At 64.4% G+C, this 20,182-nt stretch carries 20 protein-coding genes; 10 read left to right on the forward strand and 10 right to left on the reverse strand.

The window, feature by feature from the left end; all coding sequences use genetic code 11:
* Positions 1 to 416: 416 nt before the first annotated feature.
* Genes LFL96_RS09090 through LFL96_RS09100 form a run of 3 tightly spaced genes read left to right on the forward strand, consistent with a single transcriptional unit; the run spans position 417 to position 2,233 of the window.
* A complete protein-coding gene (locus tag LFL96_RS09090; RefSeq protein WP_281000341.1) occupies positions 417 to 818 on the forward strand; it encodes a hypothetical protein in 402 nt (133 codons plus the stop codon).
* A complete protein-coding gene (locus tag LFL96_RS09095; protein WP_281000343.1) occupies positions 815 to 1,279 on the forward strand; it encodes a hypothetical protein in 465 nt (154 codons plus the stop codon). The genes LFL96_RS09090 and LFL96_RS09095 overlap by 4 nt, the downstream gene beginning before the upstream one ends.
* Positions 1,280 to 1,318: 39 nt before the next feature.
* Entirely contained in the window at positions 1,319 to 2,233 is a 915-nt protein-coding gene (locus tag LFL96_RS09100) for a hypothetical protein (RefSeq protein WP_281000345.1), read from the forward strand.
* An 83-nt stretch (positions 2,234 to 2,316) separates the two neighbouring features.
* Here LFL96_RS09100 and LFL96_RS09105 read toward each other — a convergent pair whose 3' ends face one another.
* Positions 2,317 to 3,249, reverse strand: a complete 933-nt coding sequence (locus tag LFL96_RS09105) for a LysR family transcriptional regulator (protein WP_281000347.1) — start codon at positions 3,247 to 3,249, stop codon at positions 2,317 to 2,319.
* A gap of 101 nt (positions 3,250 to 3,350) precedes the next feature.
* Between LFL96_RS09105 and LFL96_RS09110 the strand changes: the two genes are divergently transcribed.
* Complete coding sequence (locus LFL96_RS09110) at positions 3,351 to 4,148, forward strand: alpha/beta fold hydrolase (protein WP_281000349.1); 798 nt, start codon at positions 3,351 to 3,353, stop codon at positions 4,146 to 4,148.
* On the opposite strand, the gene LFL96_RS09115 is transcribed toward LFL96_RS09110, so the two are convergent.
* The gene (locus tag LFL96_RS09115) at positions 4,145 to 4,615 is read right to left on the reverse strand and encodes a GNAT family N-acetyltransferase (protein ID WP_281000351.1); all 471 of its coding nucleotides are present in this window, start codon (positions 4,613 to 4,615) and stop codon (positions 4,145 to 4,147) included. The two genes, LFL96_RS09110 and LFL96_RS09115, sit on opposite strands and share 4 nt — an antisense overlap.
* A gap of 415 nt (positions 4,616 to 5,030) precedes the next feature.
* Here LFL96_RS09115 and LFL96_RS09120 point away from each other — a divergent pair, with 415 nt between their 5' ends.
* Together LFL96_RS09120 and LFL96_RS09125 are read left to right on the forward strand one after the other, a co-directional pair.
* Complete coding sequence (locus LFL96_RS09120) at positions 5,031 to 5,462, forward strand: STM2901 family protein (RefSeq protein WP_281000353.1); 432 nt, start codon at positions 5,031 to 5,033, stop codon at positions 5,460 to 5,462.
* Positions 5,459 to 5,815 carry a DUF1493 family protein gene (locus LFL96_RS09125; RefSeq protein ID WP_281000355.1) on the forward strand — a complete coding sequence of 119 codons (357 nt, stop codon included), beginning with the start codon at positions 5,459 to 5,461 and terminating at the stop codon, positions 5,813 to 5,815. Before LFL96_RS09120 ends, LFL96_RS09125 begins: the two co-directional genes overlap by 4 nt.
* 35 nt (positions 5,816 to 5,850) lie before the next feature.
* Here LFL96_RS09125 and LFL96_RS09130 read toward each other — a convergent pair whose 3' ends face one another.
* The 4 genes from LFL96_RS09130 to LFL96_RS09145 are packed head-to-tail and all read right to left on the reverse strand — an operon-like array spanning position 5,851 to position 10,149.
* The gene (locus LFL96_RS09130) at positions 5,851 to 6,852 is read right to left on the reverse strand and encodes a CobW family GTP-binding protein (protein ID WP_281000647.1); all 1,002 of its coding nucleotides are present in this window, start codon (positions 6,850 to 6,852) and stop codon (positions 5,851 to 5,853) included.
* Positions 6,852 to 8,507, reverse strand: a complete 1,656-nt coding sequence (locus LFL96_RS09135) for an amidohydrolase (RefSeq protein WP_281000358.1) — start codon at positions 8,505 to 8,507, stop codon at positions 6,852 to 6,854. Before LFL96_RS09135 ends, LFL96_RS09130 begins: the two co-directional genes overlap by 1 nt.
* Before the next feature lie 31 nt (positions 8,508 to 8,538).
* Positions 8,539 to 9,924 carry a sodium:solute symporter family protein gene (locus tag LFL96_RS09140; RefSeq protein WP_281000360.1) on the reverse strand — a complete coding sequence of 462 codons (1,386 nt, stop codon included), beginning with the start codon at positions 9,922 to 9,924 and terminating at the stop codon, positions 8,539 to 8,541.
* Between the two features lie 12 nt (positions 9,925 to 9,936).
* Positions 9,937 to 10,149: a DUF3311 domain-containing protein gene (locus LFL96_RS09145; RefSeq protein ID WP_281000362.1), complete on the reverse strand. Its 213-nt coding sequence runs from the start codon at positions 10,147 to 10,149 to the stop codon at positions 9,937 to 9,939.
* A gap of 276 nt (positions 10,150 to 10,425) precedes the next feature.
* Between LFL96_RS09145 and LFL96_RS09150 the strand changes: the two genes are divergently transcribed.
* From LFL96_RS09150 to LFL96_RS09165, 4 genes are all read left to right on the forward strand, one after another.
* Positions 10,426 to 10,863 carry a nuclear transport factor 2 family protein gene (locus LFL96_RS09150; protein ID WP_281000364.1) on the forward strand — a complete coding sequence of 146 codons (438 nt, stop codon included), beginning with the start codon at positions 10,426 to 10,428 and terminating at the stop codon, positions 10,861 to 10,863.
* A 19-nt stretch (positions 10,864 to 10,882) separates the two neighbouring features.
* Positions 10,883 to 12,316 carry an FAD-binding oxidoreductase gene (locus tag LFL96_RS09155; protein WP_281000366.1) on the forward strand — a complete coding sequence of 478 codons (1,434 nt, stop codon included), beginning with the start codon at positions 10,883 to 10,885 and terminating at the stop codon, positions 12,314 to 12,316.
* Between the two features lie 146 nt (positions 12,317 to 12,462).
* The gene (locus tag LFL96_RS09160) at positions 12,463 to 13,431 is read left to right on the forward strand and encodes an AAA family ATPase (RefSeq protein WP_281000650.1); all 969 of its coding nucleotides are present in this window, start codon (positions 12,463 to 12,465) and stop codon (positions 13,429 to 13,431) included.
* Positions 13,428 to 15,170: a cobalt chelatase gene (locus LFL96_RS09165; RefSeq protein WP_281000368.1), complete on the forward strand. Its 1,743-nt coding sequence runs from the start codon at positions 13,428 to 13,430 to the stop codon at positions 15,168 to 15,170. Before LFL96_RS09160 ends, LFL96_RS09165 begins: the two co-directional genes overlap by 4 nt.
* Positions 15,171 to 15,226: 56 nt before the next feature.
* Here the strand turns inward: LFL96_RS09165 and pta are convergent, their stop codons facing one another.
* From pta to LFL96_RS09185, 4 genes are all read right to left on the reverse strand, one after another.
* Positions 15,227 to 16,330, reverse strand: coding sequence for a phosphate acetyltransferase (pta, locus tag LFL96_RS09170; RefSeq protein WP_281000369.1), 1,104 nt, complete (start codon positions 16,328 to 16,330; stop codon positions 15,227 to 15,229).
* A gap of 102 nt (positions 16,331 to 16,432) precedes the next feature.
* Complete coding sequence (gene xsc, locus LFL96_RS09175; protein WP_281000371.1) at positions 16,433 to 18,265, reverse strand: sulfoacetaldehyde acetyltransferase; 1,833 nt, start codon at positions 18,263 to 18,265, stop codon at positions 16,433 to 16,435.
* Positions 18,266 to 18,413: 148 nt separating this feature from the next.
* Positions 18,414 to 19,283 carry an ABC transporter permease subunit gene (locus LFL96_RS09180; RefSeq protein WP_281000652.1) on the reverse strand — a complete coding sequence of 290 codons (870 nt, stop codon included), beginning with the start codon at positions 19,281 to 19,283 and terminating at the stop codon, positions 18,414 to 18,416.
* 82 nt (positions 19,284 to 19,365) lie between these two features.
* Positions 19,366 to 20,181: a taurine ABC transporter ATP-binding protein gene (locus LFL96_RS09185; RefSeq protein ID WP_281000373.1), complete on the reverse strand. Its 816-nt coding sequence runs from the start codon at positions 20,179 to 20,181 to the stop codon at positions 19,366 to 19,368.
* Position 20,182: the final 1 nt, after the last annotated feature.

The following is a 20,182-nucleotide window of genomic DNA, read 5'->3' on the forward strand; positions in this document are numbered from 1 at the left end:
GCCGCACCCGACGCCCGACACCTGACACCTGACACCTGACACCTGACACCTGACACCTGACACCTGACACCTGACACCTGACACCTGACACCTGACACGCGCGATTAATCCGCAACGCGCATGGCGGCCTAATCGCGCGGACTTTCACGCATTTATAACGCATTGCCGATAACGCCCTGGCCGCGCCACGGCGGCCTCGTTATCGCGCCGGGTAAAAAATACAGCCACGCGAAAAACCCGCGCCGAATTTACCTGATTCGTTTTCCAAAAAAGCCCATTCACATTTTGTCCGGTGTCGTTATAATCCGAACGCCTGCATTAAGGCGTTTTTTGCATGCACGGCGCGATGGGCATTTTGACGGCACGCTTACATCGCCGGCAATACCGGGGCCGTCACTCGGATAACGGATCACATAATGGCAACCGACCAGAATATCAAAACCCTGTGTGAGAATCATTGGACGCAGTGGAAAGCCGATTGCAGCGGCTTTCTGAAAGCCGTCGCCGGGGACCTCGGCGTCACGCTGACGGGCGATGCAAACAGCATTATCGACCAGATGGGCCGCGCGCCGTGGATTCAACTCGGCGCGGATGCGGATAAAGCGGTGGCGCTCGCGGCTGTCGGTTATCTGGTCGTCGCGGGTTTGAAAGCCACGCATCACGGCCATGTCGTGATTATCATGCCGGGCCAGTCGAAGCCTTATCCGCTTGCCTATTGGGGCCGCTATGGCGGCATCGGCCGGAAAAATACCGCGATTAACTATTCGTGGAACCACGCCGATCTGCCGAACGTCAAGTATTACGCCATTCAGCTATGAAACAGTATTTCCTGAAGCAGCTCGCGATTATCGCCGCCGGACTGGTCGTCGCCGTTCCGGCCGCGATCGCGCAAGCCTGCCATTACAGCGAAGTCGATCCCGGCACGGGCAAGGTCAGCGTCGGCGATCTGTCCATCGATCTCGGTCAGGGCGATAGCGGCGACGGCCAGCACACGCCGGCCGCGTGGGTCGGGCCGATCACGCTGACCCATGCGGGTGGCGACGCGTGTTCGGTGGACCCGGACGTGAGCATCGTCGAGCGGCCGCTCTATTCGAACGGCAAGCAGTTGCTGGTGTCCACGTACTCCGGCAGCGAGAAGGTGCTGTACGCGGTGGATGCGGCGACCTGCAAGGTGCAGTGGAAGAGCCCGTCGTTTTCGGGGCGCGTGAAGCTGAGCGGCGAGCGTCTGCAGTTGGGTAAGCGCAAGGTCAAACTGGGCGCGGATTGCGTGCCGCGCTAAACGCGTGATGAGCGTGCGAGCTGCCGGGGTGGAAACAGAATGAATAAAACGAAGTACTACGTGCGCTCCGGCCGCGTCGGCGCGAGCGCGCCGCTTTATGTGCTGCTCGGCGGCGGCATCGGCGTCGCGATCGTCGCGGCGCTTTATGCGGTCGTGATCCGCTACAACCCGTTCATCTATTTTTCGTTTCTCGCGACGCTGCTGTTCGGCGGCTTGATCGGCTTCATCGCGGTGCAGGCCAGTCAGGCCGGCAAGTCGCGCTCGCTGCCGTTCGATCTGTTCGCCGCGCTGTTGCTGTCGGCGTTCGGCTTGTGGGCGTACTGGCTGATCTGGATCGTGCTCGAACTCGATCACGGCGCGCACGTGGCGGGCGAACTGGTGTTCGCCGGGCCGGCCACGTGGGGCGATTTCCTGAACTGGCTGGCCGAGAATTATCACGTGACCGTGAGCCGGTATATCGGCACGCATGGCGCGCAAGCGTCGACCGACAACATGCGCTGGATCTGGGCCGGCGAGGCGTTGCTGGTGATGCTGGCCGCGCAGCTGCTCGCGTGGACGTCGAGCGGCGTGCGCATTTTTTCCGAGCGCACCGGCAAGTGGGCCGAGACCACGCTGAAGGCGGACGTGCAGGGCATCGACGGCGAACCCGGGGCGTTGCGCGAGGCCTTCGAGCGCGGCGATTTTTCCGCGCTGATGCCGCTCGCGAGAATCGATCCGCAAGCGTACAGACTCGAGACGGCGTGGCGCAACGTCGATCTGGAATTGATCGCCGAACCCAGCGACGACACGTTTCGCGCGATCACCGTGCGCACGGTCGTGAATCGCTGGGACAAAAAGGGCAAGCGCAAGCAGACCCGGACGACCGTGGTCGAGCATCTGTGGATCGCGCCGCGCGATTACGATGCGTTGCTTACGCGGCTTGCCGTTGCGGAAACGCCGGCGTTGCCGGCTTGAGCGAGCGCGGGGGCGGGGTGTGCCGCGACGTGGCGGCGGTGCGCTTGCCGTGCGCTGCCGCGCCGCGCTAACAGGCAGCAGCGTTACCTGCGGCGCGCGCCGGGTTTCGCTTCACCCTTGCGCCTGAATTGCGGCGCCTGTTCCCGCAGATAAGTCCAGAGCCGTTCGGCCACCGGACCATGCGACCGGTCGCCGCGCCGCGCGGCGACGACTTCCTCGATACGCCCCGGCAGATAGCGGCCCGCGATCGACGTCAGTTTGCCGCTGCGCAACTCCTTCCCGATCAGATAATCCGGCAGATGTCCCCAGCCGAGTCCCTGCAGGATCACTTCCTTTTTCATCGCCTGATCGGCGACCGTGCATTGATGCGCGCCTTCGATCGTGAAGTAATTGCCCGCCGATGAATGACGTGCGGTGTCGCGCATCACGCATTGGGTGAACGGCCGCATGTGTTCGGGCTTGATCGCGCGCGGCAAGGGCTCGGGCAGCAGCCCCGGCGCGATCACCGGAATGAAGCGGACTTTGCACAGATCGATCCATTCCAGCGCGGGATCGGTCTTGTCGATCCAGTGCAGGATCACGTCGGCGTCGCCGTCTTTCAGGCGCTCCAGCGGCCCGGAGATCGCCTCGAAATGCAGATGCAATCGCGTGTCCGGACAGTGCTTGAAGAAGCGCGCGAGCAGCGCAAGTATTTCCGGACGCGGGCACAGATCGCCGATCACGACGGTCAACTCGCTTTCCTCGCCGATGGCCAGTTGCGCGGCGTGGTGCCGCAAACCCTCCAGTTCCCGGAGCAGCGCCTGTGCGCGCGTATGGAACGATCGGCCCGCATCGGTCAGGCCGACCCGATAGCCGCCGCGATCGAGCAGCGTCAATCCCAACTGGCTTTCCAGTCGGGCCACGGCCGCGAAAACGGCAGGGTGGGAACGGTGCAGCGTGTCCGCCGCCGGCTGGAAGCCGCCTTGCGTGACGACCGCATCGAAGCATTGCAGGTCGTGTAACGTGAATTCGCTCATGTCAATTTTCCTGACAAAGATCGTCCTGAGTATGTAATTTTAGTTCGAATGCGGTTTCCCTATGATCGTTTCCATGGCATCCGCCATGTCTGGAGACGAACATGCAAGAGACTTTCTATTTCACGACGAGCGACGGCGCGCGTATCGCCTATCGGTTGAATGGCGATGAGACACGGCCGCTGCTCGTGTTGTCCAATTCGATCGGCACGACCTTGCACATGTGGGACGCGCAGGTCGAGGCGCTGTCGCGGCACTTCCGGGTGGTGCGCTACGACGCGCGCGGACACGGCGCGTCGAGCGTGCCGGCGGGGCCCTACACGATGCGGAGATTGAGCGAGGACGTGATCGAACTGCTCGACACGCTAGGGGTTCGGCGTGCGCATTTCCTGGGGTTGTCGTTGGGCGGGATCGTCGGGCAGTGGCTGGGCGTGCATGCGCCGGAACGTATCGATCATCTGATTTTGAGCAATACGTCGCCGTTTCTCGGGCCGGCGGGACGCTTCGACGCATCGATCGCGGCCGTGCTTCAGGCCGACGATATGACGGAAACAGCCGAACAGTTTCTGCGCAACTGGTTTCCCGCGCCGATGCTGGACACGCGCAATGCGGAGGTGGCGCGCTTTCGCGACATGTTGCTGACGACGAACCGGCACGGGTTGGCGGGTTCGTGGGCGGCCGTGCAGGAGACGGATTTGCGCGAGGACATCGCGCGGATGACGCGGCCGACGCTGGTGATCGCGGGGCAGTACGACACGGTGACGGCCGCGAGTCACAGCGAGGCGATTGCGGAAACGATTCCCGGCGCGAAACTGCTGACGCTGCCCGCCGTCCATCTGGCGAACGTCGAGTTTCCGCGGGAATTCGTCGATGCGGTGCTGGCGTTTCTGCTCGCGCGCTAGCGACCCAGCTCGGGACTTTCCATGTGAATGTCTTCGGGCTCCAGCGCGAACAGTTGCGGGTCGGGCTGCGTGGTCAGGACAAAGCCGAGCGCCAGATAGAAATCGACGGTGCGTTCCGAAGGCGTCGCTGACACGTACAGGCGACGTGCGCCGGACTGTTGTGCATGCGCCTGCGCGGCGCGATAGAGCTGAAGGCCCGCGCCGCGCCCGCGATACGCGCAACTGACGTGCAGGAACTTCAGTTGCAGCATGTCGGCGTTCGGGCCAAGCGGACGGCTATCGACGATCCCCGCGCCAATCAGGCGTTCACTGTCGAAGAGTCCCGCGCACCATCCGCCGCGATCGAAGCAGTCGAGCAGCAGCGGCGTGTAATGCTCGGGTTCGCCGTCAGGCCAGCCGTGCATGTCGTGAAACTCGGGATAGCGTTCAAGTTGACCGTTGGCGAGGCGGTAGAGATGGTGGATCACTTCGCTGCGGTCGATAGTCCAGACGCGGGTGAGTTCGTCGCGTTGGAGTGAGCGGAGGGTGAAGGGGGCGGGGGTGGGATAAAGGCGGGACATACGTGTTGCGAGCCGTTGGAGCTAAAAAATGCGATTGAAGTAGATGCGCCGACGCGGGCGCAGAATAACACTGGTACTGAAATTTATCGATTTGTATCGATTGGCAGAAAGTACGCGTGTGGAGTGGTATCGAGAGCGAAAATTTTGGGAAGCCCGGTGTAGTAGCTGTTGTGCATGCGTATCAACTATCTTTATTTTCACCGAGGCGAAGCACGGTCTGTTTTATACCTGGAAGCAGATTTACTGCATTGAACATGGCTTGATTGGTCGCAACGAAGTCACTAGGCTTTGAGCCCTTCCGTTCGACCACATAGGCAATTGAATGAGCAATAAGTATTCTTTCGGGGGGCATCACGATCTGACGCCGGCTGAACTGTTCTTTTTCGTCGCAGTGCAAGAGACCTGCGAGCAGGTGGGTATAGATGACATCGAAGCCGTTATTCTGATTCTCGCCGGATGGCCCATGCTGCCCACCAGGCAAAAATTTGGTGGGGCGACGAAGGGTACATCTGTTGCATCTGTGATGTCTCGCTCGTTGTTTCGCTATGAACTTAAGCGCGCAGTTTTGCCGACGATCACTCTTCAGAGCATCAAATCGTTTCGGATCATTCTGACTCGCCGGCTAGGCGTGTTTATTGGTCGAGCTATCCCTGGCGTTGGCTGGGTACTGCTTGCACGCGACGTATTCAAAATCGTGACTAACACTGTGTTCAAATACAATCGCATGGTCAAAACCGAAGACAAAGTTTTATGACCGATTCGTTGTGGGATGAGTTGGAGCGTTTCGTCCGGAGAGAGGCCGGGTTAGGCGAGAACAAGCGGCTGTCCCCGACAACCCGGCTCGTGGAAGATCTGGGCCAAACGGGCGATGACGCAAGCGAATTCATGGTCCGGTACTTTGAGCATTTCGACGTTGCGGGTGGCGATTTCGATTTCCACCGCTACTTCTTGATGGAGGGAGAAGGGCTGCTTTTTTCGCTCTTTCGGCGCGTGGTTTTTCGCCAACCTCAGCGCCTCGTCCGCGAGCCGATCACGTTGGGCATGCTTCACCAGGCACTCGAGGACAAGCATTGGGATTCAGGCCGACTCGGCTTGATTCGTCTGTGAACCGTATCAAGCCATTTCCCGTCTTCGACTGGCAATCACACTATGTTCGTCTCCCTCTCGCCGAGTTGCGCGGCGCTCAACGCGGCTCGCGCGCGTGCTTCGTCGTCGTTGTCGAACAGGCCGATCAGGACGATCAGCGATTCGGACGAACCCGCGTTGGCCGAGGCCGTGATCCGCACGCGACTTCCGGCCACATGCAGTTCGTGCAAGGCGCCGTCGTCATCGAGCCGCACGAAGCCTTTCGCGCGTAGCAGCCGCGCCGAAAAGCCGAGCAGCGCGTCCTTGAGTTTGCGGCGGTTGAGCACCGCGTCGGTGACGAAAGAGAAACTGCGGAGCGCGGCGGGCGTCAACGCAGCGCCTAAGGGCCGCGGATCATGACGTCGTGAGTGATGCACAGGCTCCACGCGTGGCTCATTGTGCTCAGCGAGCTCATCGTGCCCGCCGCATTCAGCCAGATCGAAGATCAACCCCGGCGGCACCACGCCATGACTCGTCTGCATCATCACCCGGCTGTGCGCGAGCGCTTCGACGCGCTCGAGCGCGGCGCGCCGCGCGGCATCGTCGAGCAGGTCCATCTTGTTCAGCACCAGCGCCGTGGCGCTGGCGATCTGCCGCTGCGCGATATCGCCGACATACGGATCGGCCAGGGTTGCCTCGACGCGCTCCGCATCCACCAGCACGACGATGCCGTCGAGCCGGAACGCGCGGTCGAGCATGCCGATCTGCGCGATACGCAGCGGGTCCGACACGCCGCTCGCTTCGATGATCAACAGGTCCGGCGGATCGTCGCGCGCACTGAGCGCCAGCAGGGCCTCGGTCAGCCGTCCGCCGATCGAGCAGCACACGCAACCGTTCTCCAGGCTGATCACGTCGTCGGTGCGTTCGCGGATCAGCGCGGCGTCGATATTGATCGAGCCGAAGTCGTTGACGAGCACGGTGACGCGGCGCGAACCGGCGTGCGTGAGCACGTGATTCAGGAGCGTGGTCTTGCCCGCGCCGAGATAGCCGCCGATCACGACGAGCGAGATCGTGCGCATCACGCCGGCGCTTCGAAGATGCGGCCGCCGACCACCGTGCCCCACACTTCGAGGTCCTTGAGCCGCGCGAGCGGCAGCTCGGCCGGATCTTCCGCGAGCACGGCAAAGTCGGCGAACTTGCCGGTTTCGATGCTGCCCACCAGATGGTCCATCTTCAGCGTATAAGCGGCGCCCCACGTGATCGCGCGCAGCGCGTCGGCGAGCGGCACGCGTTCGCCCGCGCCGAGAATGCGGCCTGACGCGGTCTCGCGTTGCGCCGCGCACCACGCGGTGAAGAGCGGGTTGAGCGGCGTGATTGGCGCATCGGAATGAAACGCGAACGGAATGCCGAGACGTCGCGCGGATTCCGCGGCGTTCATCCGGTTCGCGCGATCGGCGCCCATGGTTTGCGCGTAATGCGCGTCGCCCCAATAGTAAAGATGGTTCGAGAAGAAGTTGATGCATAGGCCGAGGCTCGCCGCGCGCGCGAGCTGGCTCGCATCGGCCATCTGGCAGTGCTGCAACGTATGGCGATGATCGCGGCGCGGATGATGCGCGAGCAGTTGTTCGAACGCATCCAGCACGAGTTCGGTCGCTTCGTTGCCGTTGGTATGCACGTGCAGTTGCAGACCCGCTTCGTGAAACGGCGTGAAGACCTCGACGAACTGGCTCGGCGGAATCAGCCACAAGCCGTTGGGTTTGCCGTTCAGATAGCCCGGCCATTTGAGGCGCGCGGTGAAGCCCTGGATCGACCCGTCGACGATGAATTTCACCGGCCCGAAGCGCAGCTTCGGCGTTGCGCGCTGCAGCGCATCGAGCACGCGTTGCGGGCCGCCCTCGGGGCTGCGTTGCGGCGCGAACGCGGGCACGATGCGCAGCGGAAAATCGGCGCTTCCCGTCACCTCGCGCAGATTGGCCAGGCCGCGCTCGGAGAAGTCGTTCACCAGATCGGTCGCGGTCGTCACGCCCGCGAGTTGCGCGACGCGGCCGAAATTCCAGATCGCCTCGACGTTCTCGCTCGCGGCGATCGACAGGCCGCCGCCGATCACGCGATACACCGGAAACATCGCGGCGAACTCCTGCAGCTCGCCGGTGGGCTGGCCGTCGGCGTCCCGGTCGATGCCGTCGATGTCGGTGTCTTCGTCGATACCGGCGCGCAGCAGCATCGCCGAATTGACATTCATCAGATGCACGCTCGCATGCAGAATCGCGATGGGCCGCGTGGCCGACACCGTATCGAGCTCGCGAACCGTCATGCGGCTCGCGCCGAAAAAGATCGGATCGAAGCCCCACGCGAGCAAGGGCGCGTCGCCGGCCGGCAGGCGCGCTTGTGCTTCACGCAGACGGTCGAGCACCGCGTCGAGCGTCTTCAGACCGGGCCAGCGCCGGCCGTCAGGGCCACGGCGGTCGTAGTAGCCGACGTAGACGGCGTCCCACATCGCACCTTCCATCAAATGGCAATGGCCTTCGACGAAACCCGGCAGCAGCACTTTGTCGCGGAACGTGTCGACCGTTTCGGCGTCGCCCCATTGCGCGACGTCTTCGGCGTTACCGACCGAGAGAATCCTGCCGTCGCGAATCGCGACGTGGGTCGCGTGCGGTTGCATCGGGTTCATCGTCACGATCTTCCTCGCGACGAACACCTGCGTGGAACTTGAAGCGTTGGACTGGCTCATGAGGCGATAGTCAGGGTTGGATCGAGGTCATTCAGGGCAACGCATGCGCGCGGCTCGGCTTCGCGGTCAGGTTCACCGCGGTCATCACCAGCAGGTTCACGCCGAGGCACGGCAGCCCGAGATTCAGACCGCCGAGGTCGATCTGCAGCAGGTACAGGATGACCGCCAGCACCTGCCCGGTCAACATCCCCGAGGCGATCGCGGCGGGCCGCACGCGCAGACCGAACAGAATCACGATCACGCCGGGGAAGAACTGCGTGACGCCGTAATAGGTGGTGTTGATCAACGTGAGCATCAGGTTCGGCGTGAGCAGCGTCATCACGATCGACACCAGCAGATACAGCACGATCACCACTTTCGCGCCTTGCTTCTGGCGCGCTTCCGGCATGCCGGGCAGCAGGTTGCGCGTGACGATCGGACCGATCGCGAGGCAGATGCCGGCCAGCACCAGCAGACCCGACAGCGACGCGCCCGCGGCCACCATGCCGAGCAGCCAGCCTGGCAGCAGACGGATCGCGGCGGCGAAGAACGCTTCGTTCGGCGACGCGAGATGCAGATTCTGACTGATCGCGTAGTACGAGGCGATCACGAGGAACGGATACATCAGCATGTACAGCGGCATCGCGACCTGGGTGCGGCGGATCGTGTTCGCGCTTTTCGCGGTGAAGAAGTTCTGGACCGCGAACGGCATCACGTAGAAACCGAGCGACTGGAACAGCATCGTGCTCATCGAGAAGGTCAGCTGATGCGCGTTCATCCGGTTGCTCACGTGCAGACTCGCCGCATGAAACACTTCGGTGACGCCGACTTCCATCGACACCGCCACGCCCGTCACGACGATCGCCGCCACCATCAGCACGTCTTTCAGCACCGCGATATAGGCCGACGCGCGCACGCCCGCGATCGCGATGTAGCTGAAGGCGAGCAGCGCGGCGATCAGGATCAGATAGAGCGGCTTGAAGTGCCAGCCCAGACCGTTCAACGCGGCGACGAGCCCGGTGAACTGCAACTCGCCCCACGGCAATAGAAACACGATCGCGGATGCGGCCACCAGCACTTCGAGCGCGCGGCTGCCGAAGTGCCCCTTGAAGAGATCGGGCAGCGTGATCGCGTTGTAGCGCTGACCGGCGGCCCAGATTTTCGGGCCGATGAAATAGCCGAGCGGATAGGCAAGCAGGATATAGCCGAGGAACCATACACCGTAGGTCGGCCCCTTCGCGTAGATGCCGCCCGGGAAACCGACCATCGTGCCGATGCTGTAGATCTCGCCGGCAGCGAGGAAGAACACCAGCGGCGCGCCGAACTGCCGCGACGCCACGAAGAAGTCGTGCATGCTCTGCGGACCGCGTCCCCGGTTCGAACGGATCGCGAGATACAGCGAGAACAGAATGAAGCCGAGGAATACGGCGGTAGCCATCCGGACGCTCCTTTAACGGTTGTGCGGGTACGAGTCGTCGCCGCCGCGGCGGTCGAACACCCGCCAGCAGATCATCAGACAGCCCGAGGTCAGGATGAACCACGCGAAGATCCACGCGTAGATGAAGGGCACGCCGAGCACGAAGCGGTCGACGGAGGCGACCCACGGCAACAGGCCGATCACGCCCAGGTAAGGAATGCCGAGTCCGATAAACAGTTTGAGCATCTGGTTCCTCGCTGAGGTTGTGACGCCAGTGTGGCCCGACAAAAATGCGGACCCATAGAGCCAGTTGGCGGCACTCGTTGAGTCCAATTCAGCGGATGCCGCACACGGCACCTCCCGCCCATCCTGCACCTTCCGCACCGCCTGCCGCTGCACCAGGCGAAAGCCCCGCACTGGACCTACCCGGCCATTTCGCCCCTTCCTACAATTTCCGCACGGATCGCCGAGCCGCCGCGCGGCGTCCCATGCGCCACACAAAAACCTCCAGGAGAACGAGCCATGGCTCAACCGCAGAGCACGCAGGAATCACACCCGCAACCGCACGCCGACACGCGTGAGCACGTCACCGCCGACACGCTCGCCGCATTTTCCGACGCCTTCAACCGTCACGACGCGCAGGCCTTGATGGGCTTCATGACCGAAGACTGCGTGTTCGACGCGGCGGGCGGTCCCGACGTATTCGGCACGCGTTTCGTCGGCCGCGATGCGACGCGCGCGGCCTTCGAAGCGGTCTTCAAAACGTTTCCCGATGCGCACTGGGGCCAGGGGCGTCACTACGTGGCCGGCGAGCGCGGCGTGTCCGAATGGGTATTCACCGGCACGCACGCGGAGGGCTGGCGCATCGAGGCCGAAGGCTGCGATCTGTTCGAGTTCCGCGACGGACTCATCGCGGTCAAGCGCGCCTTCCGCAAGGAACGTCCGAAGCAGAACGTTTGAGCCCGACGAGGAGCCGCAGATGGAGCACAGTGAAATCGAACGCGTCGCGCAGCACCTGCCGTCCGGACGCAATGAACGCGACGAACGCGAGCACGATACCCGCTACGATCCCGCGTACGACCCGCTGGTGTCGCCCGGACCGGGCTGGGGCAAGCAGTACGCGCCGACCTACTGGGTCGCGACGGCCGGCACGCCGCCCGCCGACGACGGCCCGATCGCCGGCGACGTCGATGTGGACGTCGCGATCATCGGCGGCGGGTATACGGGGCTCGCCACCGCGCTGTGTCTGGCGCGTGAGCACGGCATCAAGGCGGTCGTGCTGGAGGCCAACAAGACCAGTTGGGGATGCAGCAGCCGCAACGGCGGGCAAGGGCAGAACGCGTCGGGGCGGCTCTCGCGCTCGCAATGGATCGAACGCTGGGGCAAGGACGTCGCGCTGAAAATGCACGACGAGATCCAGCAGGGCTTCGACCACTTCAAATCGCTGATCGCGGAGATCGATTGCGATCCGCAGCCCGGAGGCCATTTCCTGATCGCGCACCGTCCGCGCATCATGCAGAAGCTGGCCGCCGAGGCGAAGGTCTGGAAGGACGTGTTCGGCTATCCGTCGGAACTGATCGACCGGCATACGCTGCAGCGCGATTACGTGAACGATCACGAAGCGGCCGGCGCGCTGCACGAGCCCGAGGGCATCGGCATTCACGCGCTGAAACTCGCGTTCGGCTATCTGCGGCTCGCGCGCGAGGCGGGTGCGAAGGTGCATCCGGCGAGTCCGGTGCTCGGCTGGGAGACCATCCATGGCGTGCATCATCTGCGCACGCCGGGCGGCGTCGTGCGGGCGCGCGCGGTCGGCATCGCGACCGGCGCGTACACCGCGCAGACGCTGCACGAGACGTTGCGCAGCCGCATCATGCCGATCCTGTCGAACTCGATGGTCACGCGCCCGCTCACCGACCAGGAGATCGCCGCGTGCAACTTCCGCACGACCCAGGTGCTGACCGATACGCGCACGCTGCGTTTCTACTATCGCTTTCTGCCGGACCGGCGTCTGCAGATCGGCAGCCGCTCGGCGATCACCGGCGCCGACGCGGCCAACCCGCGCCACTACGACTTGCTGGTCGAGGGCATGGTGCGCAAGTTTCCCGCGCTGCGCGGCGTGGCGATCGATTACTCGTGGTGGGGCTGGGTCGACGTGAGCCACGACATGATGCCGCGCGTGTACCAGCCGGACCCGCGGCAGACGATCTACTACGCACTCGGTTACGGCGGCAACGGCGTGTCGTATTCGCAGCAGGCCGGGCGGCGGCTTGCCGAACGCATCGCGGGCAAGGGCGCCGGGCAGACGCTGCCGATCTTCACGTCACCGTTGCCGGGGCATCCGTTCGCGCCGTTCCGGCGCATCGGGCAGCGGATGCTGTACCAGATGTACTTCCGCCGCGACGAGAAGCCGTGAACGTGGTTCGCCAGATAAAGCGTGCCAAATAAAAAACGGAATGATTTGTTTCGAAAAAACAAACTGCGTATCATGAGCCGGGCGACAACCCCGTGACGTCCGAGGAGACCGTAGTGACTGATTGCCTGTCAGCCCAACCCGACCGGATGGTGTCGGTGCGCACGGTGTTCGGCATCGACTCGAATTTGATGGTGCCGGCCTTCGGCGAACGCGACGACCATGTGCCCGAGATCGACGAGGTCTACCGCTTCAATCCCGAGGTGACGCTGGCGATTCTCGCCGGCTTCATGCGCGAGCGTCGCGTGATGGTGCAGGGGCTGCACGGCACCGGCAAATCCACCCATATCGAGCAGGTGGCGGCACGCCTGAACTGGCCGTGCGTGCGCGTGAATCTCGACGGGCACATCAGCCGGCTCGATCTGGTGGGCAAGGACACGATCGTCGTGCGCGACGACCGCCAGGTGACGGAGTTTCAGGAGGGCATCGTGCCGTGGGCGTTGCAGCGGCCGATGGCGCTGATCTTCGACGAATACGACGCGGGCCGCCCCGACGTGATGTTCGTGATCCAGCGCATTCTCGAACGCGACGGCAAGTTCACGCTGCTCGACCAGAACCGCGTGATTCATCCGCATCCGTATTTCCGGCTGTTCGCGACCACCAACACCGTCGGTCTCGGCAATCTGAACGGGCTGTATCACGGCACGCAGTTGCTCAACCACGCGCAGATGGACCGCTGGAACGTGGTCGCCACGCTGAACTATCTGCCGCGCGCGGAGGAAGCCGGCATCGTGCTCGCGCGCGTGCCGGAGCTGAACGATGAGGCCGGCCGCCAGTTGATCGACGCGATGATCGGCGTCGCCGAGCTGACCCGCAAGGGTTTCGCCACCGGCGATCTCTCCACGCTGATGTCGCCGCGCACGGTGATCGACTGGGCAGAGAACTGCCAGATCTTCCGCGACCCGGCGCTGGCGTTCCGGCTGACCTTCGTCAATAAATGCGACGAGGCGGAGCGGGCGATCGTCGGCGAATATTTTCAGCGCTGTTTCGATCGCGAACTGGACGGCGCCGCGGATCAACGCGCGGCGGGCGACAGCCGTTCGGCGCCATCGCGATGAACAGCGCCGAGCGTCAGGCGTTGCGGCGCGCGGAGCAGCGGCAGAACCTGTGCGCGGCGGCCGCGCGCGCGTTGACCGGCGACGCGCAATTGCATTACCGCGCCGGCCGCCTGTGCCGCGGCTTGCGGCCCTTGCCCTTGCATGCGCCGCATCTGCGCACCGATCCGCAAGCGGACGATCTGGCCTCGCTGCGCGGCGCCGCCGACGCCGCCGCGTTGCGCGTCGCGCATTCCGATGCGGCGTTGCATGCGAGCCTGAGTCCCTCGGTGTCCGCCGAAACGGTCGAGCGCCTACTGTTCGAACTGTTCGAGCAATTGCGTTGCGAGGCGCTGGCGCCGCCCGGCATGCCGGGGCTCGCGCACAATCTGCGGCATCGCTTCGAGGCGTGGTCGCGCGCGTTCCATCACGCGGGTTTCGCCGATGGTCATCTCGGCATTCTGCTGTACACCGTCGCGCAGATCGTGTGGTCGCGTTTGACAGGCTGGCCCGTGCTGGAAGAAACCGAAGGCCTCATCGAAGCCACCCGCGCCGCGATCACGCCGGTGCTTGGCGTGCCGCTCGCGGCGCTGCGCCGGCATCGGCGGGATCAGCGCGCGTTCGCGGCGCCGGCGCTCGAATTCGCGCGGCTCGTCGGCGCGTTGATGCGCGACGCGCGCGAGGAGGCCGGCATGGACGACAGCGCGCCGCCCGAAGACGACGAAGCGGTGCGCGTGATGTTCGCGCTCTGGTTCGATAGCGAGGCGGGCGAACAGGTCGACATCGGACTGGCCGCCACGGGCGACAGCCGCGTGCTGCGCGATGCGGGGCAACACTACCTGGCTTATACGACGCGTTACGACCGCGAATTCGTCCCCGCCACGCGAATCCGCGCCGAGCTGCTTGCCCAGTATCGCGAGCAGCTCGATCAGCGGATCGCCGCGCAGCGCATCAACGTGCCGCGTCTCGCGTATGCGCTGAAGGCCGCGCTCGCGGTGCCGCGCCGCGACGGCTGGTCGTTCGGCGAGGAGCAGGGGCGTATCGACGGGCGCCGGCTGGCGCAGGTGATCACTTCGCCCGCCGAGCGCCGCGTGTTTCTGCTCGACCGCTACCGGCCGGTCGCCGATTGCGTGGTGAGCGTGCTGATCGATTGCTCGGGCTCGATGCGCGCGCATATCGAAGCGGTCGCGGTGCTGGTCGACGTGCTGGCGCGCGCGCTCGATCAGGCGGGCGTCGCGAACGAAGTACTCGGCTTCAGCACCGGCGCCTGGAACGGCGGCCGCGCGCGGCAGGACTGGCTGGCGGGCGGCCGGCCGGCGCACCCGGGACGTCTGAACGAAATCGCCCATCTGGTCTTCAAGGACGCGGCGACGAGCTGGCGCCGTGCCCGCACGCCGCTCGCGGCGCTGTTGAAAGCCGATCTGTTTCGCGAAGGCGTGGACGGCGAAGCGGTCGATTGGGCCTGCACGCGGTTGCGTGCGCGGGCCGAGCCGAGAAAGATCCTGCTGGTGATTTCGGACGGCAGTCCGATGGATAGCGCGACCGCGCAGGTCAACGACGCGTATTACCTCGACAATCATCTGAAGCAGGTGGTCGCGCGCAATGAAGCGGCGGGTGACGTCGAGGTGTTGGGACTGGGCGTGGGGCTCGATCTGAGTCCGTACTACCGCCATTGCGTGGCGCTGGATCTGTCGACGCCGCCGGACCGGGCGTTGTTCGATGAAGTGGTGAGGCTGATCGGCGGGCCGCGCCGGCAACGCTAAGGGGTTTCGCCAAAAGACCTTGAAACAAGGCCTTCTAGCGAACGATCGAGAATCGATCAGACGCCGGACGATGTCGCCGCATGCGTGTCGCGATGCGCGCTGGTGTGCGGGCTGTCATGCGCGCTGTCGTGTGCATGCACCGCCTGCGCCTGCACCGCCGTCACGGCGATCACGTAGTAGATATCGTCCGCGTCGCAACCCCGCGACAGATCGTTCGCCGGTTTGCGCAAACCTTGCAGCAGCGGCCCGATCGCCTTCGCGCGACCGATCCGCTCCGCGAGCTTGTAGCCGATGTTGCCCGCTTCCAGACTCGGAAACACCAGCACATTCGCGTGTCCCTCGATCTGCGAATGCTTGACCTTGCGCAGCGCGATTTCGGAGACGATCGCGGCGTCGAGCTGCACGTCGCCGTCGATCATCAGATGCGGGCGGCGTTGCTGCACGAGATGCGTGGCATCGACCACCTTGTCGACCGCCGCGTGATGCGCGCTGCCGCTGGTCGAAAACGACAGCATCGCCACGCGCGGTTCGTCCATCAGCAGGCTGCGCGCGCTGTCGGCCGCCGCGATCGCGATCTCGGCGAGTTGCGCGGCGTCGGGTTCGACCACCAGCGCGCAGTCGGAGAAGATCAGGCCGCCCTTCATCGTGTGGAACGGCTCGCAGAGCATCATCAGGAAGAAGCTCGACACCAGCTTGAACGACGGCGCGATGCCGATCACCTGCAACGCGGTGCGCACCACGTCGGCGCTCGTGTGGACCGCGCCGGAGACGGAACCGTCCGCGTCGCCGAGATGCACCATCAGGTTCGCGAAGCACAGCGGCTTGACGACTTCCTCGCGGGCCAGCTCGAGCGTCATGCCCTTGCTGGCGCGCAGCGCGACCAGTTCGTCGGCGTAACGCGCGAGACGGGTCGAAGCAACCGGATCGGACGGGTCGGACGGGGCAAGCGGATCGATCAGCGCCATGCCGGTCAGATCGATGTCGAATTGCGCGGCGGCGTCGCGAATGCGCGCGGCGTCACCCACCAGCAGAATTCGCGCGACGCCTTCGCGGCTCGCGCGCTGCGCGGCCCGCAGCACGCGCTCGTCTTCGGCCTCGCTCAGGACGATGCGCATCGGCGCGCTACGCGCCTGATCGATGATGCGGTGAATGGCTTTCATGACAATGCCCGGTGGCGAGAACCGCAAGCTACGGAAAGAGGGCGCCGCGAACGAAATGGTTCGCGGCGCCCCCGGCGCTTCATCACAGCACGCGCATCGCGCTCACACGTAGTCCTTGTACTTGTCGAGCATGCGCACGGGCTTGGACAACGCGTCGCGGCGGAACGGATCGCCGAGTTCGCGGGTGCACATGATCTCGATGATCGTGGTCTTGCCGTGATTCATCTGCAGATCGATCGCACGCTTCAGGGCCGGGCCGACGTCTTCGAGCCGGTCCACCACGATGCCCTCGGCGCCCATCGCCTTCGCGATCGCCGCGAAGCTCTGGTTGTCGAGCTCGCCGGCGACGAAACGACGGTTGTAGAAGTCCACCTGGTTCTTCTTCTCCGCGCCCCACTGACGGTTATGGAACACCACGGCCGTGACCGGAATGTTGTGGCGCACGCAGGTCATGGTCTCCATCATGCTCATGCCCCACGCGCCGTCGCCCGCATACGAAATGGCCGGACGGTGCGGCGCGGCCACCTTCGCGCCGATGATGGTCGGGAACGCGTAGCCGCAATTGCCCCAGCTCATCGCCGCGAAGAAGCTGCGCGGCTTGTTGAAGCGCAGATAGCTGTTCGACACCGAGTTGATGTTGCCGATATCGGTCGAGACCATCACGTCTTCCGGCATCGCCTTTTCCAGTTCGCGCAGCACCTGACGCGGATGCAGATAAGTGCCGCCGTTCGGCGTGCGTTCCTGCTTCTGTTCCTCGATCATGTCGAGGCTGTACGGATCGCGCTCGTGGGTCCATTCGTCGAGCTCTTTCTCCCATGCGGCTTTTTCCGCGGCGATCTGGCCGGCGCGTTCGTCGCGCGTGGCGTCGCAGGCGATCTTGCGATCGGCGAGGCGCTGGGTCAGCGCAATGGCGGCCGCTTTCGCGTCGCCGCAGATGCCGACCGAGATCTTCTTCACGAGGCCGAGCATCTTGTGATCCGCGTCGATCTGGATGATCTTCGCGTTGCCTGGCCAGTAGTCCATGCCGTGCTGCGGCAGCGTGCCGAACGGTCCGAGCCGCGAACCGAGCGCGATCACCACGTCGGCGCGCGACAGCAGTTTCATCGCGGCTTTCGAGCCTTGATAGCCGAGCGGCCCGCACCACAGCGGATGATTCGCGGGGAACGAGTCGTTGTGCAGGTAGCTGTTGACCACCGGCGCGCCGAGCCGCTCGGCGAGCGCCTTGCATTCCTCGACGGCGTCCGCCATCACCACGCCGCCGCCCGAGATGATCACCGGGAATTTAGCCTGCGCCAGCAGTTCGGCGGCTTCGTCAAGACGCTGGTCGCCGCCCGCGCCGCGATCGAGCCGCTGCGGTTGCGGAATCTCGACCTTCACCTGACCGTAGAAATAGTCACGCGGAATGTTCAGTTGCGTCGGGCCCATTTCGGCCATCGCGCGGTCGAAGCAGCGGCCGGTGAATTCGGCCATCCGCGCCGGATGCGTGACGTGGCCCTGGTATTTGGTGAATTCCTGGAACATCGGCAGTTGTTTGGCTTCCTGGAAACCGCCCAGGCCGATGCCCATGGTGCCGGCTTCCGGCGTCACGATCACCACCGGGCTATGCGCCCAGTAAGCGGCCGCGATCGCCGTCACGCAGTTGCTGATGCCGGGCCCGTTCTGGCCGATCACCACGCCGTGACGGCCCGACACGCGCGAATAGCCGTCGGCCATGTGACCGGCGCCTTGTTCGTGCACCACGGGAATCAGACGAATGCCGGCCGGCGCGAAGATGTCCATCGCGTCCATGAAGGCGGAACCCATGATGCCGAACATGTCGGTCACGCCGTTGGCGGCCAGCGTTTCGACGAAGGCCTCGGACGGCGTCATGGCTTGCGGGCCGCTGGCGCGCTGGTCGGCGCTGGTTTCACGCGGGGAAGGATTCTGCTCGCTCATGGGGGTGTCTCCAGCTCTTTAAGATAAATGGAACGAAAAGTACCGAAAAATGCCTGGTGCTAAAAATGTAGGTGACGCGTTTCGGAGCGTCAACGGGAAAGTCAGTAAGTGGAACGTTTTGTACCAAAACGTTCCGATATGCGGTTCGTCAGACGCGACCCTTCCACGGCACCAGCACGCGTTCGAGGTAGCGCATCAGCAGATCGAAACAGAGCGCGAAGAAGCCGATCACGATGATCCCCATGATCACGACGTCGCTCGCCAGGAACTCGGCCGCGTTGAGCACCATGAAGCCGAGGCCGCGCGTGGAGGCGACCATTTCGGCGGCCACCAGCGTGGTCCAGCCGACGCCGATGCCGATCCGCATGCCGGTGAAGATCTCCGGCAACGCCGACTTCAGGATCACGTACAGCACGACCTGGGTGCGCGAGGCGCCCATCGAGTACGCGGCGTGAATCTGTTCGATCGACACCGAGCGCACCCCGGCGCGCGCCGCGATCGCGAGCGGCGCGAAGATCGCGAGATAGATCAGCAGGATTTTCGAAAACTCGCCGATGCCGAACCAGATGATGATCAAGGGCAGATACGCGAGCGGCGGCAGCGGCCGGTAGAACTCGATCGGTGGATCGAACGCGCCGCGCGCGAAGCGCGACACGCCCATCATCACGCCGACCGGAATCGCGGTCACGCAGGCGAGCGCGAAGGCGCCGAACACGCGCATCAGGCTGATCGCCGTATGTTCGGCGAGCGTCGAATTGGCGAAACCGTCGGTGGCCACCGACAGGAATTTCGCGTACACCGCTTGCGGCGACGGCAGGAACAGCGGCTTGATCCAGTGCAGGTTGGTCGCCGCGAACCACAGTGCGATGAAGGCCGCCACGGTAATCAGGCTGGTGGCCGCGCTGCTGCCCTGGCCGGGTACGCCGAAGGTGTCGCCGGGGCGGGCGGGTTTCTTGGCCAGCACGCGGTGTTTGCGGCCGGGCCGGCGTGGCGGTTCGAGCGACGTATTGCTGTCCATGGGCGCGGCCTCGCGGGGCAGCACGGCCTCGCCCGCCTGCGTCACTGAGGCGGTGGGGGCGGTGGCGGGATGGGCTTTGGAACTAAACATGCGCGACTCCGGCTTCGGCGCCGTGCAGTTTCTCGTCGCCGTAAATGATGTTGAGGACGCGTTCGCGCATGGCGATGAAGTCGGGACTCGATTTGATCGCCCGCGCGTCGCGCGTGTCGAGAAAGCGGCGGTTGAAATCCAGCTCGTAGGTGTGGGTGATGCGGCCCGGCCGCGGCGACATCACGATCAGGCGGCTCGCCAGAAACAGCGCCTCCTCGACGCTGTGCGTGATGAAGAAGAACATCTTATTGGTCTTCTTCCAGACGTCGAGCAGCAGTTCCTGAATCGTTTCGCGGGTCAGCGCGTCGAGCGCGGCCATCGGTTCGTCCATCAGCAGCATCGCCGGGTCGCAGGTCAGCGCGCGGGCAATCCCGACGCGTTGCTGCATGCCGCCCGAGAGCTGATAGATCATGTGCTTGTGGAAGTCCTGCAAGCCGACCAGGGCGAGGTTGCGTGCCGCGATGTCGCGCCGCTGCGCGCGCGGCACGCCTTGCAGCTTGAGACCGAATTCGGCGTTATCGAGCACGTTCAGCCATGGCAGCAGTGCATGCTTCTGGAACACCACGCCGCGGTCCGCGCCGGGTCCGGCGATCGGTTCGCCGCCGAGCAGCAGCTCGCCCTGGGTCGGCGCGATGAAGCCGGCCATCAGCGAGAGCAGGGTGGTCTTGCCGCAGCCCGAAGCGCCGAGCGCCACCACGAAGTCGCCGGAGCGGATGCTCAGGTTGATGTCGTCGAGCGCCTGCACGGTCTGGCCCGGCCGCCGCCCTGGGAACGTCACGCTGACGTTCCGGATTGTCATGTTTTCCATC

The organism is Paraburkholderia sp. D15, assembly GCF_029910215.1.
GTDB lineage: Bacteria > Pseudomonadota > Gammaproteobacteria > Burkholderiales > Burkholderiaceae > Paraburkholderia.